Source organism: Streptomyces sp. NPDC006529, assembly GCF_040611795.1.
In the GTDB taxonomy this organism is placed as follows: domain Bacteria; phylum Actinomycetota; class Actinomycetes; order Streptomycetales; family Streptomycetaceae; genus Streptomyces.
The window spans coordinates 18,166-36,799 of record NZ_JBEXPB010000055.1; the positions used below are offsets into that span (position 1 = coordinate 18,166).

Consider the following 18,634-nt stretch of genomic DNA (forward strand, 5'->3'; position numbering starts at 1 on the left):
ACCTGCACACGAGGCGAGCGCTCACCGCAGATGACCGTGGTTCCCCACCACTCGCCGTCTGATCGGGCACACGGAGGGCACGCGTGCAGACACGAGTGTCAGCGGAACATGTCCGGCATCGGACACCGCTCCAACGTCTCGTGCGGTCGGTCGGCCCAGTTCCACCAGACATGCGGCGCCGGGCACTTCCACACACCCCGACAGACGCGCTTGTCGTCGTCCTTCCTCCGGCAGAGCACGAATCCGCCGAACTCCATGACTCGGCTGCACTCCGGACAGGTCGGCTCGTTGCTGGTCATGCTGAGGACGCTAACGGCGTTGGGGTGTCTTGTCGCGCACTTGTGCCCTGCACCGGCGCATACCAGCGCAAGCGGCGCCCAACCCAGCCCAACCCTTTACCCGTCGGTCAGACATCGCCCTGAGACCGCTCAAGGCCCTCCATGAGCGCATTGTGGAAGGCCAGCTCGGCGGTCCGGCAGGGCGCGGTGAGGAACATCTCCTGAGCCTCGCCGAGACCGCATCCGGCCACCTGTCGGGTCACCAAGACCGCGTCCACGCCGTGACAGTCGATTCCCTTCAGAAAATCTTGCAGCGCCCTGCCGTCGTGGTGCTCCGCCCACACCGGCCGCGCCCGCGCAGCCACCTCGGCTATGCGTGCCTCTCGCTCCGCGTCCACAGCGATACCCACCTTCTCCGCCGACGGCTCTAACGACCGACCGGGATCTCGTAGACGATCTCGCACAGCGCGGATGGAATGACGATGTCCGCCGTCTCCACTGGCCGTCCCTGGTCGCTGTAGTACGTCCGCCGGATGTGCGTGACCAGAGCGGCCTTTTGGATCCCGAGGAGCGACGCCTCCTCTGCATTCGCCTGCCGCGGTTCCGGCTGCTCCACGGCATGGCTTACGGTGACCCCGATCGCGGCCATGCGGTTCACCACGCCGACCCCGGCGTGCGGCCCGCCCTCGGGCAGGACGACGAGCGTCCCGGCCGTCAGCTCGTACGGCTCCCAACTCGTCGACAGCTGCACCGGCCGACCGTCGGCAAGGAACTCGTAGACGGTACGGACGCACAGGTCGCCCTCGGCGATCCCGAGCCGCGCCGCGATCTCGGCCGGAGCCGGCACCTTCGCCTCGGTCCGGCTCTCCCAGTCACCCTGCTTGCCCAAGGCCTGCATGTCCGCCCGGAACGGGGAGCCGCCCGGCTGCTCGCGCGCCGAGGACCGGACCACTCGCACGCGCCTCCGCGGTTCGGCGACGTACGTCCCCGAACCAGCTCGCCCCTCCAGCACGCCTTGGGAGATCAACAGCTCCTGCGCCCGGCGGACCACGTTCTCGCCGACGCCGCACTCCTCGGCCAGCTGGGCCCGGGAGGGGAGTCGGTCTCCGACCGTCCAGACGTGCTCCGCGATCCGCTGCCGCAGGACGTCGGCGACGCGGAGATAAGGCGGCTGCTCAGGCATATGGAAAATCTAGTCCACTAGCTCTAATCTAGTTAACTAGCTTCACTCAACGTGATTGATCGGCGACGGAGGTCCTCTGTGCCCGCTTCGGAAGCAAGGGCCGAGGATCTCGCCGCCCGGTTGTCCGCCCTGGGCTTGACCACACGAGTGGAGCAACACCCCACCTACACGTCGATCGAAGCGGAGGTACCGGAGGCTCTGCCCGCCGAGACGTGGCGCGCGGTCTTGGAAGTGGTGGCGGAGGCCGATCGGTTCGGTCTCCTCGCCAGCAGCTTGACCGGCCGCACTCTGTGGGCGGCCGTAGGCAAGGTGGTCCCCGCGACAGGCGATGTCCGGGGACCTGGCCATCAGCAATAGGAGCTGATCAGCGTGTTCAACCGTAAGGGCACTGCCGCCGCCCCCACCAGTGGGCTGCAACTCCCCGCACTCACCTATGCCACGCACGCCCGAACCACCTACCGGTCCAGCGCGTGCGCGATCGGCACGCACCACGAGTGCGCCTATTCGTCCCCCACCGCGGCACCGGTCGGCATCCCCGTGACCTACGAGGCCTGCGACTGTCCGTGCCACGAGCCGGGCGCCCAGCCGCAACCACAGCAGGTGAACCCGTGAAGGGACGGACCCCGAGGGGCTCACTTGCCGCCCAGATCGAGATCACATCGGCCGACGTGCGGCGCGGCGACGTCATCCAGGTCGGCGGTCGGCCGTGCCGCGTGGCCGATCTCGTTCAGCTCCACGCTGGTGCGAAGCGCCTCCTGTTCGAGTCGGGCGAAGTCCTGACGATGCACGCCCGAAGCCGGCTCACCGCCCTCCGGTTGACGAGGAAGTGGTGACCCGCCCTGTGGCCTCCCTCCGCGAATCCATCGCCGATGACCTTCGGCACCAGATCACGACCGGCGCGTTCAAGGCCGGCGAACGCCTCCCGTCCGAAGCCCAACTCGCCGCCCGCTACACGGTCAGCACCCCGACGCTACGAACCGCCCTCGCGCGACTCCAGGGCGAGGGCCTGGTGGAGAAGATCCACGGCCTCGGAAACTTTGTCCGCCATCACCGCCACCCCATCACCTATCTCGGGGGCGCGGGCACGGTGACTGCCTGCACCGCCCTCTCAGAGCCCTTACGGGTAACCGCGCGCGCCAAGAACCTCTGGTCGGACGACCACCTCACCGGCCTGCTGAACGTGCCGCCCCGCAGCCCCCTGACGGAAATCCTCCTCGTCGCCCACGAAGGCAAGGTGCCGCACAGCCTGGCCCGCGTCTACGTCCCCAGTGACCTGGTACCACCCGACCTGACCAGAGGGGTGACCTCGCCCAAGAAGACGGCACTGGCCCTGGCCAAACTCCGCCCGCCGCTGGCCGAAGTCCAAGAGAAGGTCAGCGCCCGCCTCCCGACCCAGGAGGAGGCAACTGCCCTACGGATCAGCACGTCCCTAGCAGTCCTCTCCCTCACCCGCGTGGCGACCGACACCACCGGCCGCGTAGTCGAGGCGGCCCTCCTATTGCTCCCGGGAGACAGAGCGAACGCGCTCTTCACTACCCGAGCTGTGACCGAGGGGAGGGGCGAGAAGCGATGACCTCAACCAACGAACTTCGCCTCCTCCCTTGGTCGGGCCCCGACGACAAGCCGTGCTTCCTGAGCACCGACAACAGCGGTGGCTTCCTCTCCCGCCTGGCTGACATCACCGAGGAGGCGCAGCTCCAGTCAGCGTCCGAACTCCTCGACCAGGCCCTCGACGTGCTGACCGACCCTGAGACGGATCCGCACGAACTCCATCTCGTGGCAGCGGACTTAACTGCCGCCCTACGAGCCGCACTCCGCACAGCAACCAGCCGCGGCCACCGCCTTCTGCGTACGGCCCAAGGGGGCGAAGGCGAACACACCCCGCGACTGCCGATACCCCTCGGCTGACTTCACCCTCCCAACACGCCAGAGTGGCCCCGAAGTACTTCGGGGCCACTCTGGCGTCAGCGCACACGGCTCCGGAGGCCCCGTGTGCGCCACGCGTATAGCGAGGTCAAGGGCCTGGAGGCGACATCCGCCGCCTCGCCAGTCCACGAATAGGCCGCAGAGCTGGCGGGGTAGGAGTGTTAGCCGCCGGTCTGTGACCCGACGGCCCCACGGCGGCTGGGAGAGTCCCGATTCTGATGTTCGGCTGCACCGGTAGGCCAAGGTTTGGTGTGATCTGAGGGTGAGTGGAGTAGTAGAGACCATCATCCCCTCGGCTTCGTCATTTGCGGCTGCGGGCCTTGCCTCCTGGTTGGCCGTGCGAGGGGTACGCCATCAGGCGAACACCCAGCACGCGCTAGCGACTGGTACCCAAGCCGCGCAACGAGAGTCTGAGGCCCGTGCAGCGAGGCGGGAGGCGTACGCGAAGTTCATTTCCGCTGCTGTGCGCACAGCGGGGCTGCTTGTCCTCGTGAGCGAGGCGGGCATCACCGAGGATGAGTGCCGAGATCGCCGTGAGAGCGCGCAACAAGCTCTACATGAGGTCATCGAGCATGAGGCGATCGTAAGCGTCGAAGGACCGGAAGGCGTCGCTCTTGCGGCTCATCAAGCGCGCCGAAGCCTCGACCACGAGCTGGCTGTCATCTTGGCGCACCGTCAAGCTCAGGGATCTTGGGAAGCCGTTGGGCAAGCTGGGCGTGCTCGACTGGAGGCGGTCAGCAGAATGACCACAGCCGCACGCCGCGTCTTCAACGGGGAGAGCACCTTTGCGGCTCCGGCTCCGTGCAGGGCGGGGTAGGCGCTTCCGTTGATGTCAGATTTGGATGCAGAAGCCCCCACCGGGATCGGCGGGGGCTTCGCTCTGGTGGGTACGGAGGTTTTCGAACCGCCGACATCTGCTTTGTAAGCTCGCCCGACCCTCGCCCTACGCCCACTCAATCCAAGCCAGAAGGTCTCTCAACGACCGCCCAGCGCTCCCGGCGTCCTCTCCCGTTGATGTCACCCGTGGATGTCAGGGGCAAGCTCACTTGAGCCCTAGCCCTCCCGGCAGAGGCCCGGCAGCGACGTCGGCCTTGGATCGCCTGAGTGTGCGGCTGTTGATGGGCTAGGCATCAAGATTCGTTTCTGCCAGGCTTGCAATCCAGCGGGCAGAGGCATACTGGCTCAGTAGGGTAGGGGCATGGGGACAGAGGCTCGTGGTTTTGGATCTTGGCACCTGAAGGGCGGCCGCTACGAACAACGCGGCTTGCCTGTGGAAGTACTGTCAGAGTTTGCTCGTTACGAGCGTCTCGTCATAGACGTCGCGAAAGGGATCTACAAGCGCCGCCATGCGATGAGGCAGCGCGTCCCGCGCGGGTTCACTTCCTCTTTTTCGCTACGCCTTTCAGAGGTGCGCCGCGGAAGCGTCATCCCCGTCCTAGAGGTTGCGCCTCAGGACTCATCTACTCTCTTCGATGACGACGACTCGGGGATCTTCGAAGAAGCTCGCCTGGTGATTCAGCGCGCACTGAAATCAATTGGAGAAGGGGATGGTATCCCCGGGGATTTCCCAGTGAACGCCCTGCGCGAATTTTCCCGATTCGGTCGCAGTCTCCAAGCGAATGAGACTATCGAGTTCGACGAAGGAACCCCTCAAGCAGCAAGCTACTCTCAATCCATCCGACGGCTTATCCATGAGCAAGCCAGACTTGATAAGTTCGAAATCGAGGCGCTAATTACGGGGCAAGTTACTGCCCTTCACGCCGACAAGGGAACCTTTGAGTTCAGGCTGTCTCGCAGCGGCAAGGTTGTAAACGGACACTTTCAATCGGATGACGTCGTAAGTGACCTTAAGCAATACCTCGACCGCTCTTCAATGGCTCCGACCGTGGCTATGAATGCCGTCCTCATTCAATCTATGGATGAGGAAGTGATTGAAATCCAGGACGTTCTCGCTGTGGAACCAGTCCTGCCATCAGAGTGGTCTGAGCGACTTGCAGAGTTGCAATCCTTGGAACCCGGATGGCTCGGCGGAGTAGGCCTTCAAGTCACAAGAAGGGTTCTCCGGGAGGCGGAGTCCCTACTTCTCGAATTCTTGGATGAGGGAATTGAACGCCCGTACATCTATCCAACCGAAGAGGGCGGAGTGCAGTTTGAGTGGCCCTTTTCCACTGGCGAAGTGAATTTGCACGTGCTCCCCGACGGCAGCGTTGAGGTCCTGGCATTCTCAAAGACTGATGAGCGGGAACGGCTCGAAAAGTTCGATTGGCGTCAGCTCCATGAAATCGCCGTTTCAGTACTCGGGGGGATGGCCGACTATGCAGGATGAAAACTCAGGGCTGCGTGAGGGCGAGTTTCTCATAGAGGGCGGAAAAGAGAAACTCTGGCGTCAGGTGACTCCAACATGGGTGCACGATGGCCGAGTCACTAGCCAGATATTCAAGCCCACCCCCAAGGATATCGGAGAGCTGTCGGTAACCCGGCAGTCGAAAGTGACTCCCAAGGAAGCCTACGATTACTACACACGCATCCTGAACCTTAACTCCGTCGGCGTCTATTCAGTCGACGTCGACGAGGTACGCGGTGAGGGTCTTCGCGCCGTCGATGATTCTATGGTGGAGGATGGCGAAACGCGTCCCCCTGGCCATTCCTTCATCGATTTCAAGCACCTCACATCCAAGGGCTCTAGAGAAAGACGCGGCGCTAATCTCCGAGACAAAGCCGAGAAGCGGGGTTGGCAGTACCGACCGGGAGTAGCCGACGAGCAGTAGGCTGGTAAGCCAAATTGGGCCTACATCGTGTCCGCCCTGACGCCCGCCTCTTCAGTTCCTATCCCGTCACCCGTCGGGCAGCTGTGGAAGGCACGATCTCGGATTTCCACTTAGGGCGCCCAGCCGGATTGGGCCCCGACTTCCGCCGGGGCCCTGGGACAGTCAGTCTATGTACTCGCGAGGGTCGTAGCCGTGGTTCCAGGCCGGGCAGAGGGTCAAGTCCTCAGGGTCATCGGATTACGGATTTGGGATGATGCCGGCGTCGCACTGGGGGTTGGTGCAGGCCATGGTGTGCTCCGACAGGCAGCCACACTGGGATCCTAAACGGCGGTCTGAAATCTAGCCGCGATCTAGCACTACACCCCCAGCTGTGCAGCAGGCTCAGCTAACCGCGAGTGTCTCAGAAACGTGCTGGCCATCGTGGCTGAGGAGTCCATCGGCGACGTACGTGCGAGCGTCAACGGTGAGATGAGTCATCGGCTGGTCGCCTACATGCTGGATGCTCAGAACCTCAACGTCACCGGTGGTCTTGCCAACTACTGAGCCGTTCCACATTTCCGCCGCACGGGGCAGGAGCCGCTCTGGACGGAGTGTTCCTAGAACTCGGCAACTAGCCCACATGCCGCCCGTGATTCGTATGTCGGTGAAGTCCTTTGGACGTTCCGCGAAACTACGCCGTTTGGTCCAGTCTCTACGAGTAACGGAAGTAGGCCAGCCTCGACGCTCGCACTCGGTGAGGAAGAGATCGAGAACGGCCCCATCTACCTGCCCAAAGCCAACCCAGGACCCGCTCCTTCCCCCAGCAAAAGCGTGGCCGTCAGCGTCCAGGACGCCGGCTAGCCATCCTGCTATTCGAGTGTCTTCGGCCTCCCACGGGACACCAAGACTGATGATCCGATGGTTATCGGGCTCCAAGCCCGCACTCGGTACCCATGCAAGGCGCGGCCCCCGGTTCACGTTCGTTCGGCGAACGAGCCACAGATGACTCGCAGAAGTGGTCACTGTTCCCTGCGCAGTGCTGACTTCACACGAAGCATGCTGGCGTATCTGGCTCCCCAAAACGACGCCGTGGCGGTACTTGCGCCCACCGTTCGCGTTCCCCACCCTGACTGTCTCCTCATCGAAGGAGACGACACCATCCCCCGCCCTGAGTTCGTCGGCACGGCACCAAGTGAGATCTGCCCTCAGCACTTGCGTGCCGGATTGGACGAAGCTTGCGGCTTCCCGATGGTCGGTTGCACCTGCTTTGGGGCGTGCACCAGTTAGGGGCTCGAATCGCAGCTCACTCATCGCCTAATTATTGGGCAACCCATTGACGATGTCTGCGGGTTCTCGGCGAACGGCGACGGCTTCACAGAGCTGCCGTCGTAGAGTCAGCGGCCTGGTAGTGGACCAGCTTCGCCCGCCAGCCGCCCCCAACTCCCATCCCGTCCGCCGTCGACCCACACGCATGTGGAGCGGACGCGGTGCCGGGCGTCCAGGTGGAGCGCGCCACTGTACGAACGACCTGGACGCCCGGTGCCGTGTCTGCTCGGCTTGTCCTGGGTCGATGGCGGACGGGATGGGAGTTCCCCGCCCCAGCCACCCACGGGCCGGCACCCGCGTACGGCGCCCCCGCCATCCCGGAGTCGGAGCGCCCCCGCCGGAGGCATCGTCTTGACGGGCGGTTCACCGATCAGGCCGGGCTCGTCCAGCCCATCAAGTCCTGAGCCATTGGCGCGCGGCCGGCGCTCCGGGCTGGAGCGGGGCGCAGACAGGAGCGCAGGCCCGGGGCGACGGGCGCGCGACGCCGCCTTGGCGGCGGAAGCGCCCTTGATGAAGTAGGGAAACTCTTACCGCACTATGGCCCTGTGGCAGCAAGAGCGGCTCGGTTGGCCTCGATGTGCGCTACCAGCTCGCTCAGTGAGCATTCGGTGCTGGCGCCGGCGATCGGGTCGAAGTCCGTTACCTCGGGTGCTGTGGTCAGGTAGTCGGAGGGTTCGATCCGCCATCCCTCGATGAGGCTCCATCCAGCTTGAACTTCGGCGTTCTGGCCGTCTGTGGATGACACTCGTAGCCATGCCGTGCACTGATCAGAGAAGTCGTACGGCAGGTAGGCGGTGCCGCCCCCATGCGTCAGCCCGGTTACTTGGGTGCTCCATTGGTCGAGTAGGCGAGCGAGCTTTGGCCCCAAGCCGCCTGGAGCTTCAGGGGAGTCATCGAGCGCGAAGTAGTACGAGTCGCATTTCTGCCGGTGAGGGCCGATGCGCAGTCGGAGATCGTTGTGATCACCTCGCGTACGGACACGGTCAAAGTGCAGATCGACGTCTTCTGGCATGAGCGTTTCCTCAGTGCGGGCTTGAGGTGAGCTGGCGGCCGTCGTGGCTGCGGACGTGGGGGCCTGCGTGGTCCAGGGCGTCCAGAAGGCGGATCGCGTAGACCTCGGACATTTGGGCGGCCACCTCCTCCGGGGTGAGCCAGGCGACCGCGGTCGATTCCGCCGAGGTGCGCTCCGTGCCGCCTGACGGCTTGCAGCGGAAGACCAGAGCGACGATGCCTCGGGCGGTGTTCTTGTAGACCCCGGTCAGCTCGTCCACCTCGACGCGGATGCCCGTCTCCTCCAGGACCTCGCGGCGGACGCCGGCCTCCGGGGACTCGGTGAGTTCGAGGACTCCGCCCGGCAGTTCCCAAGTCCCGTTGTCCGCTCGGCGGATCGCCAGGAGTCGGCCGTCCTCGCGCAGTACTGCCCCGGCTACGGACACGGAGTGCAGTGGCGTTGACTTGTGCTGCGGGGAACCCGTACTCATGTACAGGAGCATAGGAGGAAGAGAAGGACTATGGGAACCGCAGTGGGAGGTGGCCGAGGGGCTGTGCCGCGCTACGTGCAGATCGCCGACGACATCGTGCAGCAGATCCGGGCGGGGGTACTCAAGGCCGGCGACATGGTGCCGAGCGAGTCCGAGCTAGTGGATCGGTATGGAGTCGCGGGCGGGACGATCCGTAAGGCCATGGTGGAGGTTCGGGCCAGCGGGCTCGTGGAGACCCGGCATGGCAAGGGGTCGCTGGTGAAGGCCCGGCCGCCCGTACGGCACCGGTCCTCGGACCGTTTCCGGCGTACGCACCGGCAGGAGGGCAAGGCGGCGTACCTGGCCGAGTCCGCGCAGTCCGGGGCCGAGGCGTCGGTCAGCATGCTGTTCCGCGGGCCCATGGAGGCTCCGGAAGGGATCGCGGAGCGGCTCGGTGTCGCCGTGGGGACTCAGGTGCTCGCGCGTCGGCGGCTGTACTTCCGGGACGGGACGCCGGTCGAGACGGCTACCTCGTACCTGCCGTGGGACGTCGCCAAGGACATCCCGGAGCTGTTCGCGGACAACCCGGGCCCGGGTGGCATCTATGCCCGGCTTGAGGATCACGGCCACGTCTTCGCCGAGTTCGTGGAGACGCTCCAGGCCCGGCCGGCTGCCAAGGCCGAGGCGACCGAGCTGTCGCTGAGCCCCGGTGCTCCGGTGGTGCACTTGCTGCGCAACGCCGTCACCGAAGAGGGGCGCGTGGTGGAGGTCTGCGACACCCTCATGGCCGCTGACCAGTTCGTTTTCGAGTACCGGATCCCTGCGCGCGACTGACGTCGACTGACGCCCGCTCAACTCCCCACAGCCCGCTGCGAGTTTCTCTTCGTAGCGGGTTGACTCATGTATAGGAGTCAGGCACTCTTCTTCATGTAACTCATGTACATGAGTGCAGGAGTTGAACCTCTATAGGGGAGTGATCCGCTGTGCGTCAGATTCCTGTCGACACCACCGGCGCGACCGTGATGGTCGCCCAGCCCCCGCAGCTCAAGCTGCGCGACAAGAAGACCGGACAGGTCGCCGTCGACAACGAGACCGGCAACAACCTCATGACCGTGGACGTGCTGTTCGTGATGAACGGAAGCGCCGAGGTCGTGTCCATCACCGTGGCGGAGCCCGGCGTCTCGGGAGAGCTGACCCTGGGTACCCCGGTCGCGCTGACCGGCCTGGTCGCCCGGCCGTGGGAGAACGAGTTCAACGGCCAGAAGCGCAACGGGATCAGCTTCCGCGCCGTCGCCGTCACCTCGCTGGCCAAGGCGGGCTGAGCATGAACGCTTTATGGATCACGCTGCTGGTGCTCCTGGCCGCCGCGCTCATCCTGCGCCGGCTGCGGCCCACTTGGTACTGGGTGACCTTCGGGGTCACCTTCGCGACGGTCCGCGTCTTGATCCGCTACCGCTCGGTGATGGACGCCTGCGGGCTTACCGTCCCGCCCGCCCGCTGGCGACTGGCGCTCGCCCGGGTCAGTAACCGCCCCGGGCCCGAAGTTCGCTCGCCGCGCATCCTGCGGCTTCGCCCCACCTCGACCGGCCTGGTGCTGCGGCTGAAACTCCGGCCCGGGCAGGACGCGTTCGACTTCACCGCCTCCTCCGACCGGTTACGGCACTCCTTCGCCCTCCACAACGTCGTCTCCCGCGAGATCCGCTCCGGCGTGGTCGAGCTGCGGATGACCGGCTACGACGTACTCAAGCGGGTGCGCATGCCCGCGGCGGCCACCGTGCCCGGTGGGGAACTGCGGGTGCCGGTCGCTCTACGGGAGGACGGGGCGGTGCACTACCGGGACTACCGGAAGGTTCCGCACGCCCTGAACGTCGGCGCGACGCAATCGGGGAAGTCCGTCTATCAGCGCACCCTCGTTGCCGGGCTCGCGCCGCAGAACGTCGCCCTCGTCGGTATCGACTGCAAGAACGGGGTGGAACTCGCTCCACTGGGCGCCCGGCTGACTGCCATGGCGGACAACCCGGATGCCGCGGTTGCACTTCTGGCCGCGCTCGTCGAGTACATGGGCCGGGTCTACCAACTCGTCCGGAGCGAGCAGCGCATCAGTGTCGGTCTCCCGGACACGGAGATCACCGCCGATATCTGGGACCTGCCCGCGCACCTGCGCCCCGTACCCGTCGTGCTTTTCGTGGATGAGGTCGCGGAGCTGGCCCTCGCCGCGAGCAGGGCAGATGAGGATCGGCGGGATCAGATCGTCACCCACCTGGTCCGCCTCTCCCAGCTGGGCCGGGCCGCCGGTATCTATCTGGAAATCTGCGGCCAGCGCTTCGGCTCCGAACTCGGCAAGGGCATCACCATGCTCCGCGCCCAGCTCACCGGCCGTACCGCCCACCGTGTGAACGACGAGACCTCGGCGAACATGGCCTTCGGGGACATCTCCCCGGACGCCGTCCTCGCCGCCGTCCAGATCGACAAGGACCGCCCCGGCACCGCTGTGGCCGGTGACTCCTCCGGCGGCTGGTACCGCATCCGGGCCCCGCACACCACGCTCCGCCAGGCCGTGGACACCTGCAACGCCCACGCGCACCGCACCCCGGCCATCCCGGAGCTGGAGCCCTTCCGGCCCGCGCTCCCGGTACGTGTCCTCGTAGGCAAGGTCCAGCCCAGGGCCGCCGCAGCAGGTGCCTTCTAAGCACTTGGCCCACCCGGTCGGCGCGGCCTCATCGCGCCAGGTCCCTACCCCACCCATGCCCGGAAGGAGGTGAACACCGTGACCCGCCTGGTCCGCCCGGACGCCGTCCTCGTCCAGGCCGTCATTGCCGGAGCGCTCTCCTTCGCCCACCTTCACGACCTGGCCGAAGCCGCCGGGCAACACGGTTGGAAAGCCTGGGCCTACCCGGTCAGCGTGGACCTGCTCCTCGTCGCCGCCTGGCACCGCCTGCGCACCCTGCGGGACGCGGGGGAGCCCTCGCGTTCGGCCTGGGCCTGGTTCGCCGTCGCCCTGGTGGCCTCGCTCGGTGCGAACGTCGCCACCGCCGGCCTCCTCGACCTCGGCGACGTCCCGGACTGGCTCCGGATCCTCGTCGCCGGATGGCCCGCGCTCGCCTTCCTCGGCGGGACGCTCCTGGCCCACGGGCCTACGTCGCCCAGCGACCCGGAACCCGCTGCTGCTCCGGCGGCCGTGCCCGCACCCGTGGTCGAGCAGGAGACAGAACCCGGCGTACAGGTCGTGTCGGCCCCGGCCCCCGTCGCGCCGGGCTCTGTACCCGCACCTGCGGTGACCGCTCCGCCCGCCCTCGTCGCCCACGCCCAGAAGATCGCTGCCGACCACCGCGCCCGAACCGGCTCGGTCATCGACACCGAGACCCTGCGCGCCCGGCTCGGTGTCCCGCACCCCCTCGCCAAAGCCATCGCCGCCCAGCTCGCCTGACGACAGGAGACCGCCATGCCCGCCCGGATCAACTTCCGCTCGCTCATGAAGATCGGGCCCGTCCAGATCGGCACCTACCGCGACCGCCACGGCCGCACGAAGGACGCCGCCGTCTGCACCACCGACTCCTGCGGCTGGTCCTCCGACTACAGCTCCTCGACCGCCGCCCAGCTCGCCGCCCGCTCCCACCGCTGCCGCGTCAACTGACCCGAAAGGCCACCGCCATGGACGTACCGCTCTGGTTCGCCCTCCTGGCCGTCGGCGTCCTCGGCGTGAAGCTCATCCGCCCGCCCTGGTGGCTCGTCGCCGTGATCCTTCTCGGCGGCTTCCTCCTCGCGGACAGCTTCCTCGCCCCGGCCATCGACACCGCGATCAACAAGTAACCGCCCTGGAAGGAGAACCACATGATCCGGCCCAAGTTCCCGGTCAACCCGCTCCCGACCGGCCTCGTCATCCCGCTCGACCAGCCGACCGCCGCCGTGGAGCCCCACGAGCCCCGCACGGGCGTGGCTCCGGCCTGCGGCTGCCACCACGGCCCGGTTCAGCCGGCGTCCCGCGTGCAGCTGCCCGCTGTTCGTCTCACTCCGGCTGGCCTCGTCGCCGCCGTTGCCGGTGGCACGGGCCTGGTCCTCGTCGTCGGCGCGGTCCTGGTCTCGATGCTGCTGGCCGTCGCCATCACCGGCGCCTCGGTCGCCGTCTGCGCCGTCGTCCTGCGTTCGCTCCTCAACGGCCAGAACCACCGCTGACCGGCTCCGGGACGGCCTCAACCGCCAAGTCTCCGCCGTCCCGGCGCCGTGCTCCTGCCCGAACCAAAAGACCCGGAAGGAAGCACCATCATGTCCCGGCACCACCCCGACCCGGGCCTCCTCGGCGAAATGCTGAAGGTGGCCGCGGCCCCCGACTACGCCCGTTGGGAGGATCAGATCCGCCGCACGGGCGGCTGCTCCGACCCCATCCACATCACAGGGTGGACTGTGGCCAAGGACAAGACCTCGGGGGAGGTCCTGCACCGCTACTCCACCGGCCACGAACCTGGCGCCCGTCTCCGGATCGCCTGCGGCAACCGCCGCGCCTCCCGCTGCCCCGCCTGCGCCTGGACGTACTCCGGCGACACGTACCACCTCATCCGCGCAGGGCTGGCCGGGGACGACCGCCGGGCAATCCCCGCCACCGTCCGCGAACACCCCCGCGTCTTCGCCACCCTCACGGCCCCGTCCTTCGGCCCGGTCCACAACCGCCCCACCGGCCGTGCCTGCCGCTGCGGCCAGCACCACCAGGAGGGCGCCTCCGAACTGGGCACCGCCCTCGACCCGGCCACGTACGACTACGCCGCCGCCGTCCTCTTCAACAACCACGCCGGACAGCTCTGGCAGCGTTTCACGACCCGGCTGCGCCGCGAGATCGCCGCCTCCGCCGGACTGACACAGCGCGAGCTGATCGAGGTCGCCCGGATCTCCTACGGCAAGGTTGCCGAGTTCCAGAAGCGCGGCGCCATCCACTTCCACGCCGTCATCCGCATCGACGGCCCCGTCGGGCCGGACACCTCGCCGCCCGCCTGGGCTACGACGGAACTCCTCGACGCCTCGATCCGGGCCGCCATGGTCCACGCGTACACCTCGGTGCGGGTCCCGGCTGCTGGCGACCATCCCGCTCGTGCCCTCCGCTGGGGCACCCAACTCGACGTACGCCCCATTAAGGCTTTCGGAGACGGGTCCGACGTCACCGAGCAGGCAGTCGCCTCGTACGTGGCCAAGTACGCCACCAAAGCCGCTGAGACCACCGGAGCGACCGACACCCCCGTGCACTGCCGCAAGTGCCGGGGCGCCGGCCTCTCCACTCGCTACCCGCACCCCGGCTCCACCTTGAGCTGCTGCACCCGCTGCCGCGGGACGGGCCTCGGTGAAGACCTGGCCCAACTCGCGATTCCAGAGCACGCCCGCCGCCTCATGACGGCCTGCGCCACCCTCCAACCCCTCTACCCCGATCGGATGCTCGCCCGCTGGGCCCACATGCTCGGCTTCCGCGGCCACTTCTCCACCAAATCTCGCCAGTACTCCACCACCCTCGGGGCCCTGCGCCAGACCCGCGCCGACTACCGCGCCGCCCAGGAACGCGAAGCCCGCGGGCTCGCCGACGCCGAGCCGGACACCGTGCTCGTCCTCGCCTCCTGGCAGTACGCCGGGCACGGACACAGCCCGGGGGAGTCGGTCCTCGCCGCGACCATCGCCCACGGAATTCAGCTCAACCGCCAGACCGCCCGCGAAGCCCTGCAAGGAGAGCAGCATGAATGAGCGTTTCCTCAGCGTCGTCCAGGTCGCCGAACTGCTCGGCACCACCGTGCGGTTCCCCCGACGCCTCGTGGAAGAGCGCCGGATCACCTACGTGAAGGTCGGACGTCACGTCCGCATCCCGGAAAGCGCGGTGCGCGAGTACCTCGTCGCCAACACCGTCGAGCCGCGTCGGCGCCGGATGGGGGTGGCTGCCTGATGGCCGGCAAGCGCCGCCCGTTCGGTCGGGTTCGCAAGCTGCCCTCCGGCCGGTACCAGGCCCGGTACCTCGGCCCGGACGGGCAGCTGCGTCCCGCCCCCGAGACGTTCCGGACGAAGCGGGACGCCGACGACTGGCTTGCCGACAAGCAGACCGAGATGCGTCGCGGCGACTGGCAGGATCCGGACGCCGGGAAGGTCGCCTTCGGGCCGTACGCCGTCGCCTGGATCAAAGAGCGCGAGCTGACCAGCACCACGCGGCAGCTCTACGGCTCGCTCCTCAAGCACCACCTGGAGCCGGTCCTCGGCGCCGTCCACCTGGCGGAGATCTCGCCGCCCCTGGTGCGGAGCTGGCGTGCAGACAAGCTGGCCGGCGGAACCGGGCCCACCACCGTGGCCAAGGCATACGCCCTGCTCCGGGCCATCCTCGGGACGGCCGTGTCCGACGAGCTGATCCGGCGCAATCCCTGCCAGGTCAAGGGAGCCAGCAGCGTCCATACGCCGGAGCGGCCGACCGCCACGGTCAAGGAGGTCTACGCGCTGGCCGACGCGATCCAGCCGCGCTATCGGGCCCTCGTGCTCATGGCCGGGTTTCTGGGGCTGCGCTGGGGCGAGCTGATCGGTCTGCACCGACGGGATGTCGACACGGAGCACGGGACCGTGCGCGTCCGGCGGGCCGTCGCCGAGCTGAGCAACGGGCAGCGGGAGATCAAGGCGCCGAAGAGCGCCGCGGGTAAGAGGACGGTCTCCATCCCCGGTGTGATCCTTCCGGACATCAACGAGCATCTGAAGAGGTTCGCCGAGCCGGGCGCCGACGGGCGTGTCTTCGTGGGGGCAAAGGGGGCGACCCCGCGCCGGAACCACTTCAACCGGCTGTGGCAGAAGGCGTGCCGCGAGGCGGGGGTCAAGGGGCTGCACTTCCATGACCTTCGGCACACGGGCAACACGCCCGCCGCATCGACGGGGGCCAGTACGCGGGAATTGATGACGCGGATGGGTCACAGCACCGCCCGCGCCGCGCTGATCTATCAGCACGCGAGCGCCGACCGGGACCGGCTGATCGCCGACGCGCTGAGCGGCCTCGTGAAGAAGGGCCGCAAGAGAGCCAAGGGCACGAAGGAAGATCCACAGCGCAAGGGGCACGCAGGGGGCACGCCGGGCTGATCGGAGCCCCGGGAACGACTAAGGGCCAGGCGGAGGAAGCATCCTCTGACCTGGCCCTTCGTGCTTCAGAGCGGGCGACGGGAATCGAACCCGCGTAGCTAGTTTGGAAGACTAGGGCTCTACCATTGAGCTACGCCCGCACAGCGCGTGCCGCAGGTCGCAGACCGTGGCACACGCAGCATCCTAGCGGGTTCCGGTGGGCGGGCGCACACCGCATTCCCGGGTCCGTGTCGCGCGGCGATCCCGGCGGGTGTCCCGCGTCGCGGTGCCCGCTTCCTTCACGCGCGCGTGTCGGAACGTCTCCGGGCATGTACCCTACGTGTCGCACCGACGGGGTGTGGCGCAGCTTGGTAGCGCGTCCGCTTTGGGAGCGGAAGGTCGTCGGTTCGAATCCGGCCACCCCGACCAGCATCACGCGGCACCGCCGCACATTCACCTCCGGCGCCGTCGCCGGCGGGCCCCCGCGGGACCGGTCCGGCGGGACCGCCGGCGTATGCGCTCCGCCTCCACCGTCACGCGCGCCCCACCCTCACCGTCGACCGCCGTCACCGTCGACCTGATGATCGCGTTGTGGGCTGCTGACCGCTTGCGGTTACTATGCAAGCTGCGTGCCCGTGTGTCTGATGTACCGGGCCCGATCCGCTGAACCGCTGAATCGCAGCGACAGCAGAACCCCAGCAGTCAGCCACAAGGAGACCTAACCGTGAAGAGCGCCGTGGAGACCCTGAACCCTACTCGGGTTCGGTTCACTGTTGAGGTGCCCTTCGAGGAGCTCAAGGACAGCCTCGACGCGGCGTACAAGAAGATCAACCAGCAGGTCACGGTGAAGGGCTTCCGCAAGGGCAAGATCCCGGCCCGAGTCATCGACCAGCGCTTCGGCCGCGGTGCTGTCCTGGAGGAGGCCGTCAACGACGCCCTCCCGAAGTTCTACACCGAGGCGGTCAACGAAGCCGAGGTCAACCCGCTGGGTCAGCCCGAGGTCGACATCACGGAGCTGAAGGACGGCGAACTGCTGGCCTTCACCGCCGAGGTCGACATCCGCCCGACCGTCGAGATCCCGGACTACTCCGGCATCGAGGTCGAGGTCGACGCGGTCGAGGTCACCGACGAGGACGTCGAGAAGTCGATCGAGCAGCTGCGCGGCCGCTTCGCGACCACCAGCGTCGTCGAGCGCGCCGCCGCCGAGGGCGACGTCGTGACGATCGACCTCGAGGCCAAGGTCGACGGCGAGGTGCTCGAGGACGGTGTCGCTTCCGACGTCTCGTACACCATCGGCTCGGGCGAGCTGCTCGAAGGCATCGACGAGGCCGTGACCGGCCTGGAGGCCGGTGGCGAGGCCACCTTCACCTCCCAGCTCAAGGGCGGCTCCGCCGAGGGCAAGGACGCCGAGGTCACCGTGAAGGTCACCAAGGTCTCCGCCCGTGAGCTGCCGGAGCTGGACGACGAGTTCGCCCAGACCGCGAGCGAGTTCGACACGCTGGCGGACATGAAGGCCGACAGCCGCAAGCGCCTCGAGAACATGAAGCAGTACGACCAGGCCACCCAGGCCCAGGAGCGCGTGCTGGAGAAGTTCCTGGAGCTGGCCGAGGTCCCGATCCCCGAGAAGCTCCTCGAGGACGAGGTCAACACCCGCAAGCACAGCCTGGAGCACCACCAGCTGGGCCAGATGGGCCTGACCCTCGAGAAGTACCTGGAGATCCAGGGCAAGACGGTCGAGGAGTTCGACGCCGAGACCCGTGAGCAGGCCGTCAAGGGCATCAAGACCCAGTTCCTGCTCGACGAGCTGGTCAACAAGGAGAAGCTGAACGTGAACCAGGAGGAGCTCACCGAGCACCTCATGCGTCGCGCGCAGTCCTCCGGCATGTCCCCGGACCAGTTCGCCCAGGCCGTCGTCGAAGGCAACCAGGTCCCGATGCTGGTCGGCGAGGTCGCCCGCGGCAAGGCCCTCGCGGTCGTCGTGGAGGCCGCCAAGGTGACCGACACCAACGGTGTCGAGGTCGACCTGACGGACGAGGACGAGGACGAGGAGCAGGCCGCCGAGGCGGCCGAGGCCACCGTCACCGCCGACGCCGACGAGGCCGACGCGGAGAAGGCCGAAGAGGCCAAGTAAGCCCAGGCGGGAGGCCGGCGACGGCCTCCTCGCACGGCCCCTGAGCGGTATCCGAAGGGCCCGGACGCACGCGCGTCCGGGCCCTTCGGCTTCGCCCCGCGGGAGGCCGCGCACCGCCCGGACACCGCTCGGGCACCGGCTTCGTACCTTGCGCTCCGAGCGAACAGTTCGGGAAGCGGGATGGCGTTGTCCGACCTGCGCGTTAGGGTCCATGAATACGAGGGTTGCGGGAGTACCCGGACACCGGCGGACAGGTCCGCGCCGGCCGAGCCGCGGCCCCTGAAAGAGACGCTGAGACGGCACGTTAGCCGTCGGAGACGAGCAGGTGGATACGTGACGAATCTGAAGCCTTACGCCGCGGGTGAGCCGTCCATCGGTGGCGGCCTCGGCGACCATGTCTACAACCGGCTGCTCGGCGAGCGCATCATCTTCCTCGGCCAGCAGGTAGACGACGACATCGCGAACAAGATCACGGCGCAGCTCCTGCTCCTGGCCGCCGAGCCGGAGAAGGACATCTACCTGTACAT

General features: G+C 67.3%; 25 protein-coding genes and 2 tRNA genes. 20 read left to right on the plus strand and 7 right to left on the minus strand.

Features of this window, described 5'->3' with window-relative positions; genetic code table 11:
• Positions 1-98: 98 nt before the first annotated feature.
• The 3 genes from ABZY31_RS27555 to ABZY31_RS27565 form a co-directional block, all read right to left on the minus strand.
• On the minus strand, positions 99-299 hold the full coding sequence (locus tag ABZY31_RS27555; protein ID WP_356415368.1) for a dehydrogenase: 201 nt from the start codon (positions 297-299) through the stop codon (positions 99-101).
• 107 nt (positions 300-406) lie between these two features.
• Positions 407-676: a hypothetical protein gene (locus ABZY31_RS27560; RefSeq protein ID WP_356415370.1), complete on the minus strand. Its 270-nt coding sequence runs from the start codon at positions 674-676 to the stop codon at positions 407-409.
• A 29-nt stretch (positions 677-705) separates the two neighbouring features.
• Positions 706-1,461 (minus strand): GntR family transcriptional regulator, encoded by a 756-nt coding sequence (locus ABZY31_RS27565; RefSeq protein ID WP_356415373.1) that lies wholly within the window; start codon positions 1,459-1,461, stop codon positions 706-708.
• Between the two features lie 78 nt (positions 1,462-1,539).
• Between ABZY31_RS27565 and ABZY31_RS27570 the strand changes: the two genes are divergently transcribed.
• Positions 1,540-1,818 (plus strand): hypothetical protein, encoded by a 279-nt coding sequence (locus ABZY31_RS27570; protein WP_356415375.1) that lies wholly within the window; start codon positions 1,540-1,542, stop codon positions 1,816-1,818.
• Positions 1,819-1,830: 12 nt separating this feature from the next.
• Positions 1,831-2,073 (plus strand): hypothetical protein, encoded by a 243-nt coding sequence (locus ABZY31_RS27575; protein ID WP_356415377.1) that lies wholly within the window; start codon positions 1,831-1,833, stop codon positions 2,071-2,073.
• Between the two features lie 20 nt (positions 2,074-2,093).
• Here the strand turns inward: ABZY31_RS27575 and ABZY31_RS27580 are convergent, their stop codons facing one another.
• On the minus strand, positions 2,094-2,249 hold the full coding sequence (locus tag ABZY31_RS27580) for a hypothetical protein (RefSeq protein ID WP_356415380.1): 156 nt from the start codon (positions 2,247-2,249) through the stop codon (positions 2,094-2,096).
• Positions 2,250-2,302: 53 nt separating this feature from the next.
• On the opposite strand from ABZY31_RS27580, the gene ABZY31_RS27585 reads away from it, so the two are divergent.
• The 5 genes from ABZY31_RS27585 to ABZY31_RS27605 all read left to right on the plus strand — a co-directional run bounded on the left by ABZY31_RS27585 (position 2,303) and on the right by ABZY31_RS27605 (position 6,698).
• Positions 2,303-3,034, plus strand: coding sequence for a GntR family transcriptional regulator (locus tag ABZY31_RS27585; protein ID WP_356415382.1), 732 nt, complete (start codon positions 2,303-2,305; stop codon positions 3,032-3,034).
• Complete coding sequence (locus ABZY31_RS27590; protein ID WP_356415385.1) at positions 3,031-3,369, plus strand: hypothetical protein; 339 nt, start codon at positions 3,031-3,033, stop codon at positions 3,367-3,369. Before ABZY31_RS27585 ends, ABZY31_RS27590 begins: the two co-directional genes overlap by 4 nt.
• Before the next feature lie 1,216 nt (positions 3,370-4,585).
• Positions 4,586-5,713, plus strand: a complete 1,128-nt coding sequence (locus tag ABZY31_RS27595) for a hypothetical protein (protein ID WP_356415387.1) — start codon at positions 4,586-4,588, stop codon at positions 5,711-5,713.
• On the plus strand, positions 5,703-6,155 hold the full coding sequence (locus ABZY31_RS27600; RefSeq protein ID WP_356415389.1) for a hypothetical protein: 453 nt from the start codon (positions 5,703-5,705) through the stop codon (positions 6,153-6,155). The genes ABZY31_RS27595 and ABZY31_RS27600 overlap by 11 nt, the downstream gene beginning before the upstream one ends.
• Before the next feature lie 408 nt (positions 6,156-6,563).
• The gene (locus ABZY31_RS27605; protein ID WP_356415392.1) at positions 6,564-6,698 is read left to right on the plus strand and encodes a hypothetical protein; all 135 of its coding nucleotides are present in this window, start codon (positions 6,564-6,566) and stop codon (positions 6,696-6,698) included.
• A 1,297-nt stretch (positions 6,699-7,995) separates the two neighbouring features.
• Here ABZY31_RS27605 and ABZY31_RS27610 read toward each other — a convergent pair.
• Together ABZY31_RS27610 and ABZY31_RS27615 are read right to left on the minus strand one after the other, a co-directional pair.
• Entirely contained in the window at positions 7,996-8,472 is a 477-nt protein-coding gene (locus ABZY31_RS27610) for a hypothetical protein (RefSeq protein WP_356415395.1), read from the minus strand.
• A gap of 10 nt (positions 8,473-8,482) precedes the next feature.
• Positions 8,483-8,953 (minus strand): NUDIX domain-containing protein, encoded by a 471-nt coding sequence (locus ABZY31_RS27615; RefSeq protein WP_356415397.1) that lies wholly within the window; start codon positions 8,951-8,953, stop codon positions 8,483-8,485.
• Positions 8,954-8,971: 18 nt separating this feature from the next.
• Here ABZY31_RS27615 and ABZY31_RS27620 point away from each other — a divergent pair, with 18 nt between their 5' ends.
• From ABZY31_RS27620 to ABZY31_RS27665, 10 genes are all read left to right on the plus strand, one after another.
• A complete protein-coding gene (locus ABZY31_RS27620; protein ID WP_356415399.1) occupies positions 8,972-9,754 on the plus strand; it encodes a GntR family transcriptional regulator in 783 nt (260 codons plus the stop codon).
• A 149-nt stretch (positions 9,755-9,903) separates the two neighbouring features.
• Entirely contained in the window at positions 9,904-10,242 is a 339-nt protein-coding gene (locus tag ABZY31_RS27625; RefSeq protein WP_356415401.1) for a hypothetical protein, read from the plus strand.
• Positions 10,243-10,244: 2 nt separating this feature from the next.
• A complete protein-coding gene (locus ABZY31_RS27630; RefSeq protein WP_356415404.1) occupies positions 10,245-11,609 on the plus strand; it encodes an FtsK/SpoIIIE domain-containing protein in 1,365 nt (454 codons plus the stop codon).
• Positions 11,610-11,687: 78 nt separating this feature from the next.
• Positions 11,688-12,347, plus strand: a complete 660-nt coding sequence (locus ABZY31_RS27635) for a DUF2637 domain-containing protein (RefSeq protein ID WP_356415426.1) — start codon at positions 11,688-11,690, stop codon at positions 12,345-12,347.
• A gap of 15 nt (positions 12,348-12,362) precedes the next feature.
• Complete coding sequence (locus ABZY31_RS27640; RefSeq protein ID WP_356415406.1) at positions 12,363-12,554, plus strand: mobile element transfer protein; 192 nt, start codon at positions 12,363-12,365, stop codon at positions 12,552-12,554.
• A gap of 17 nt (positions 12,555-12,571) precedes the next feature.
• On the plus strand, positions 12,572-12,730 hold the full coding sequence (locus ABZY31_RS27645) for a hypothetical protein (RefSeq protein ID WP_107084747.1): 159 nt from the start codon (positions 12,572-12,574) through the stop codon (positions 12,728-12,730).
• Positions 12,731-12,751: 21 nt separating this feature from the next.
• On the plus strand, positions 12,752-13,093 hold the full coding sequence (locus tag ABZY31_RS27650) for a SpdD-like protein (protein WP_356415409.1): 342 nt from the start codon (positions 12,752-12,754) through the stop codon (positions 13,091-13,093).
• Between the two features lie 90 nt (positions 13,094-13,183).
• Positions 13,184-14,638 (plus strand): replication initiator, encoded by a 1,455-nt coding sequence (locus ABZY31_RS27655; protein ID WP_356415411.1) that lies wholly within the window; start codon positions 13,184-13,186, stop codon positions 14,636-14,638.
• Entirely contained in the window at positions 14,631-14,834 is a 204-nt protein-coding gene (locus ABZY31_RS27660) for an excisionase family DNA-binding protein (protein WP_356415414.1), read from the plus strand. The genes ABZY31_RS27655 and ABZY31_RS27660 overlap by 8 nt, the downstream gene beginning before the upstream one ends.
• Positions 14,834-15,997 carry a site-specific integrase gene (locus ABZY31_RS27665; RefSeq protein WP_356415416.1) on the plus strand — a complete coding sequence of 388 codons (1,164 nt, stop codon included), beginning with the start codon at positions 14,834-14,836 and terminating at the stop codon, positions 15,995-15,997. The genes ABZY31_RS27660 and ABZY31_RS27665 overlap by 1 nt, the downstream gene beginning before the upstream one ends.
• A gap of 69 nt (positions 15,998-16,066) precedes the next feature.
• Here the strand turns inward: ABZY31_RS27665 and ABZY31_RS27670 are convergent.
• A tRNA-Gly gene (locus ABZY31_RS27670) sits at positions 16,067-16,137 on the minus strand.
• 191 nt (positions 16,138-16,328) lie between these two features.
• Here ABZY31_RS27670 and ABZY31_RS27675 point away from each other — a divergent pair.
• From ABZY31_RS27675 to ABZY31_RS27685, 3 genes are all read left to right on the plus strand, one after another.
• Positions 16,329-16,405 (plus strand) — tRNA-Pro (locus tag ABZY31_RS27675).
• Positions 16,406-16,700: 295 nt separating this feature from the next.
• Complete coding sequence (gene tig / locus ABZY31_RS27680; RefSeq protein WP_356415418.1) at positions 16,701-18,107, plus strand: trigger factor; 1,407 nt, start codon at positions 16,701-16,703, stop codon at positions 18,105-18,107.
• Positions 18,108-18,440: 333 nt separating this feature from the next.
• Positions 18,441-18,634: ATP-dependent Clp protease proteolytic subunit (locus ABZY31_RS27685; RefSeq protein ID WP_356415421.1), on the plus strand; the 194-nt coding region annotated here is incomplete at its 3' end.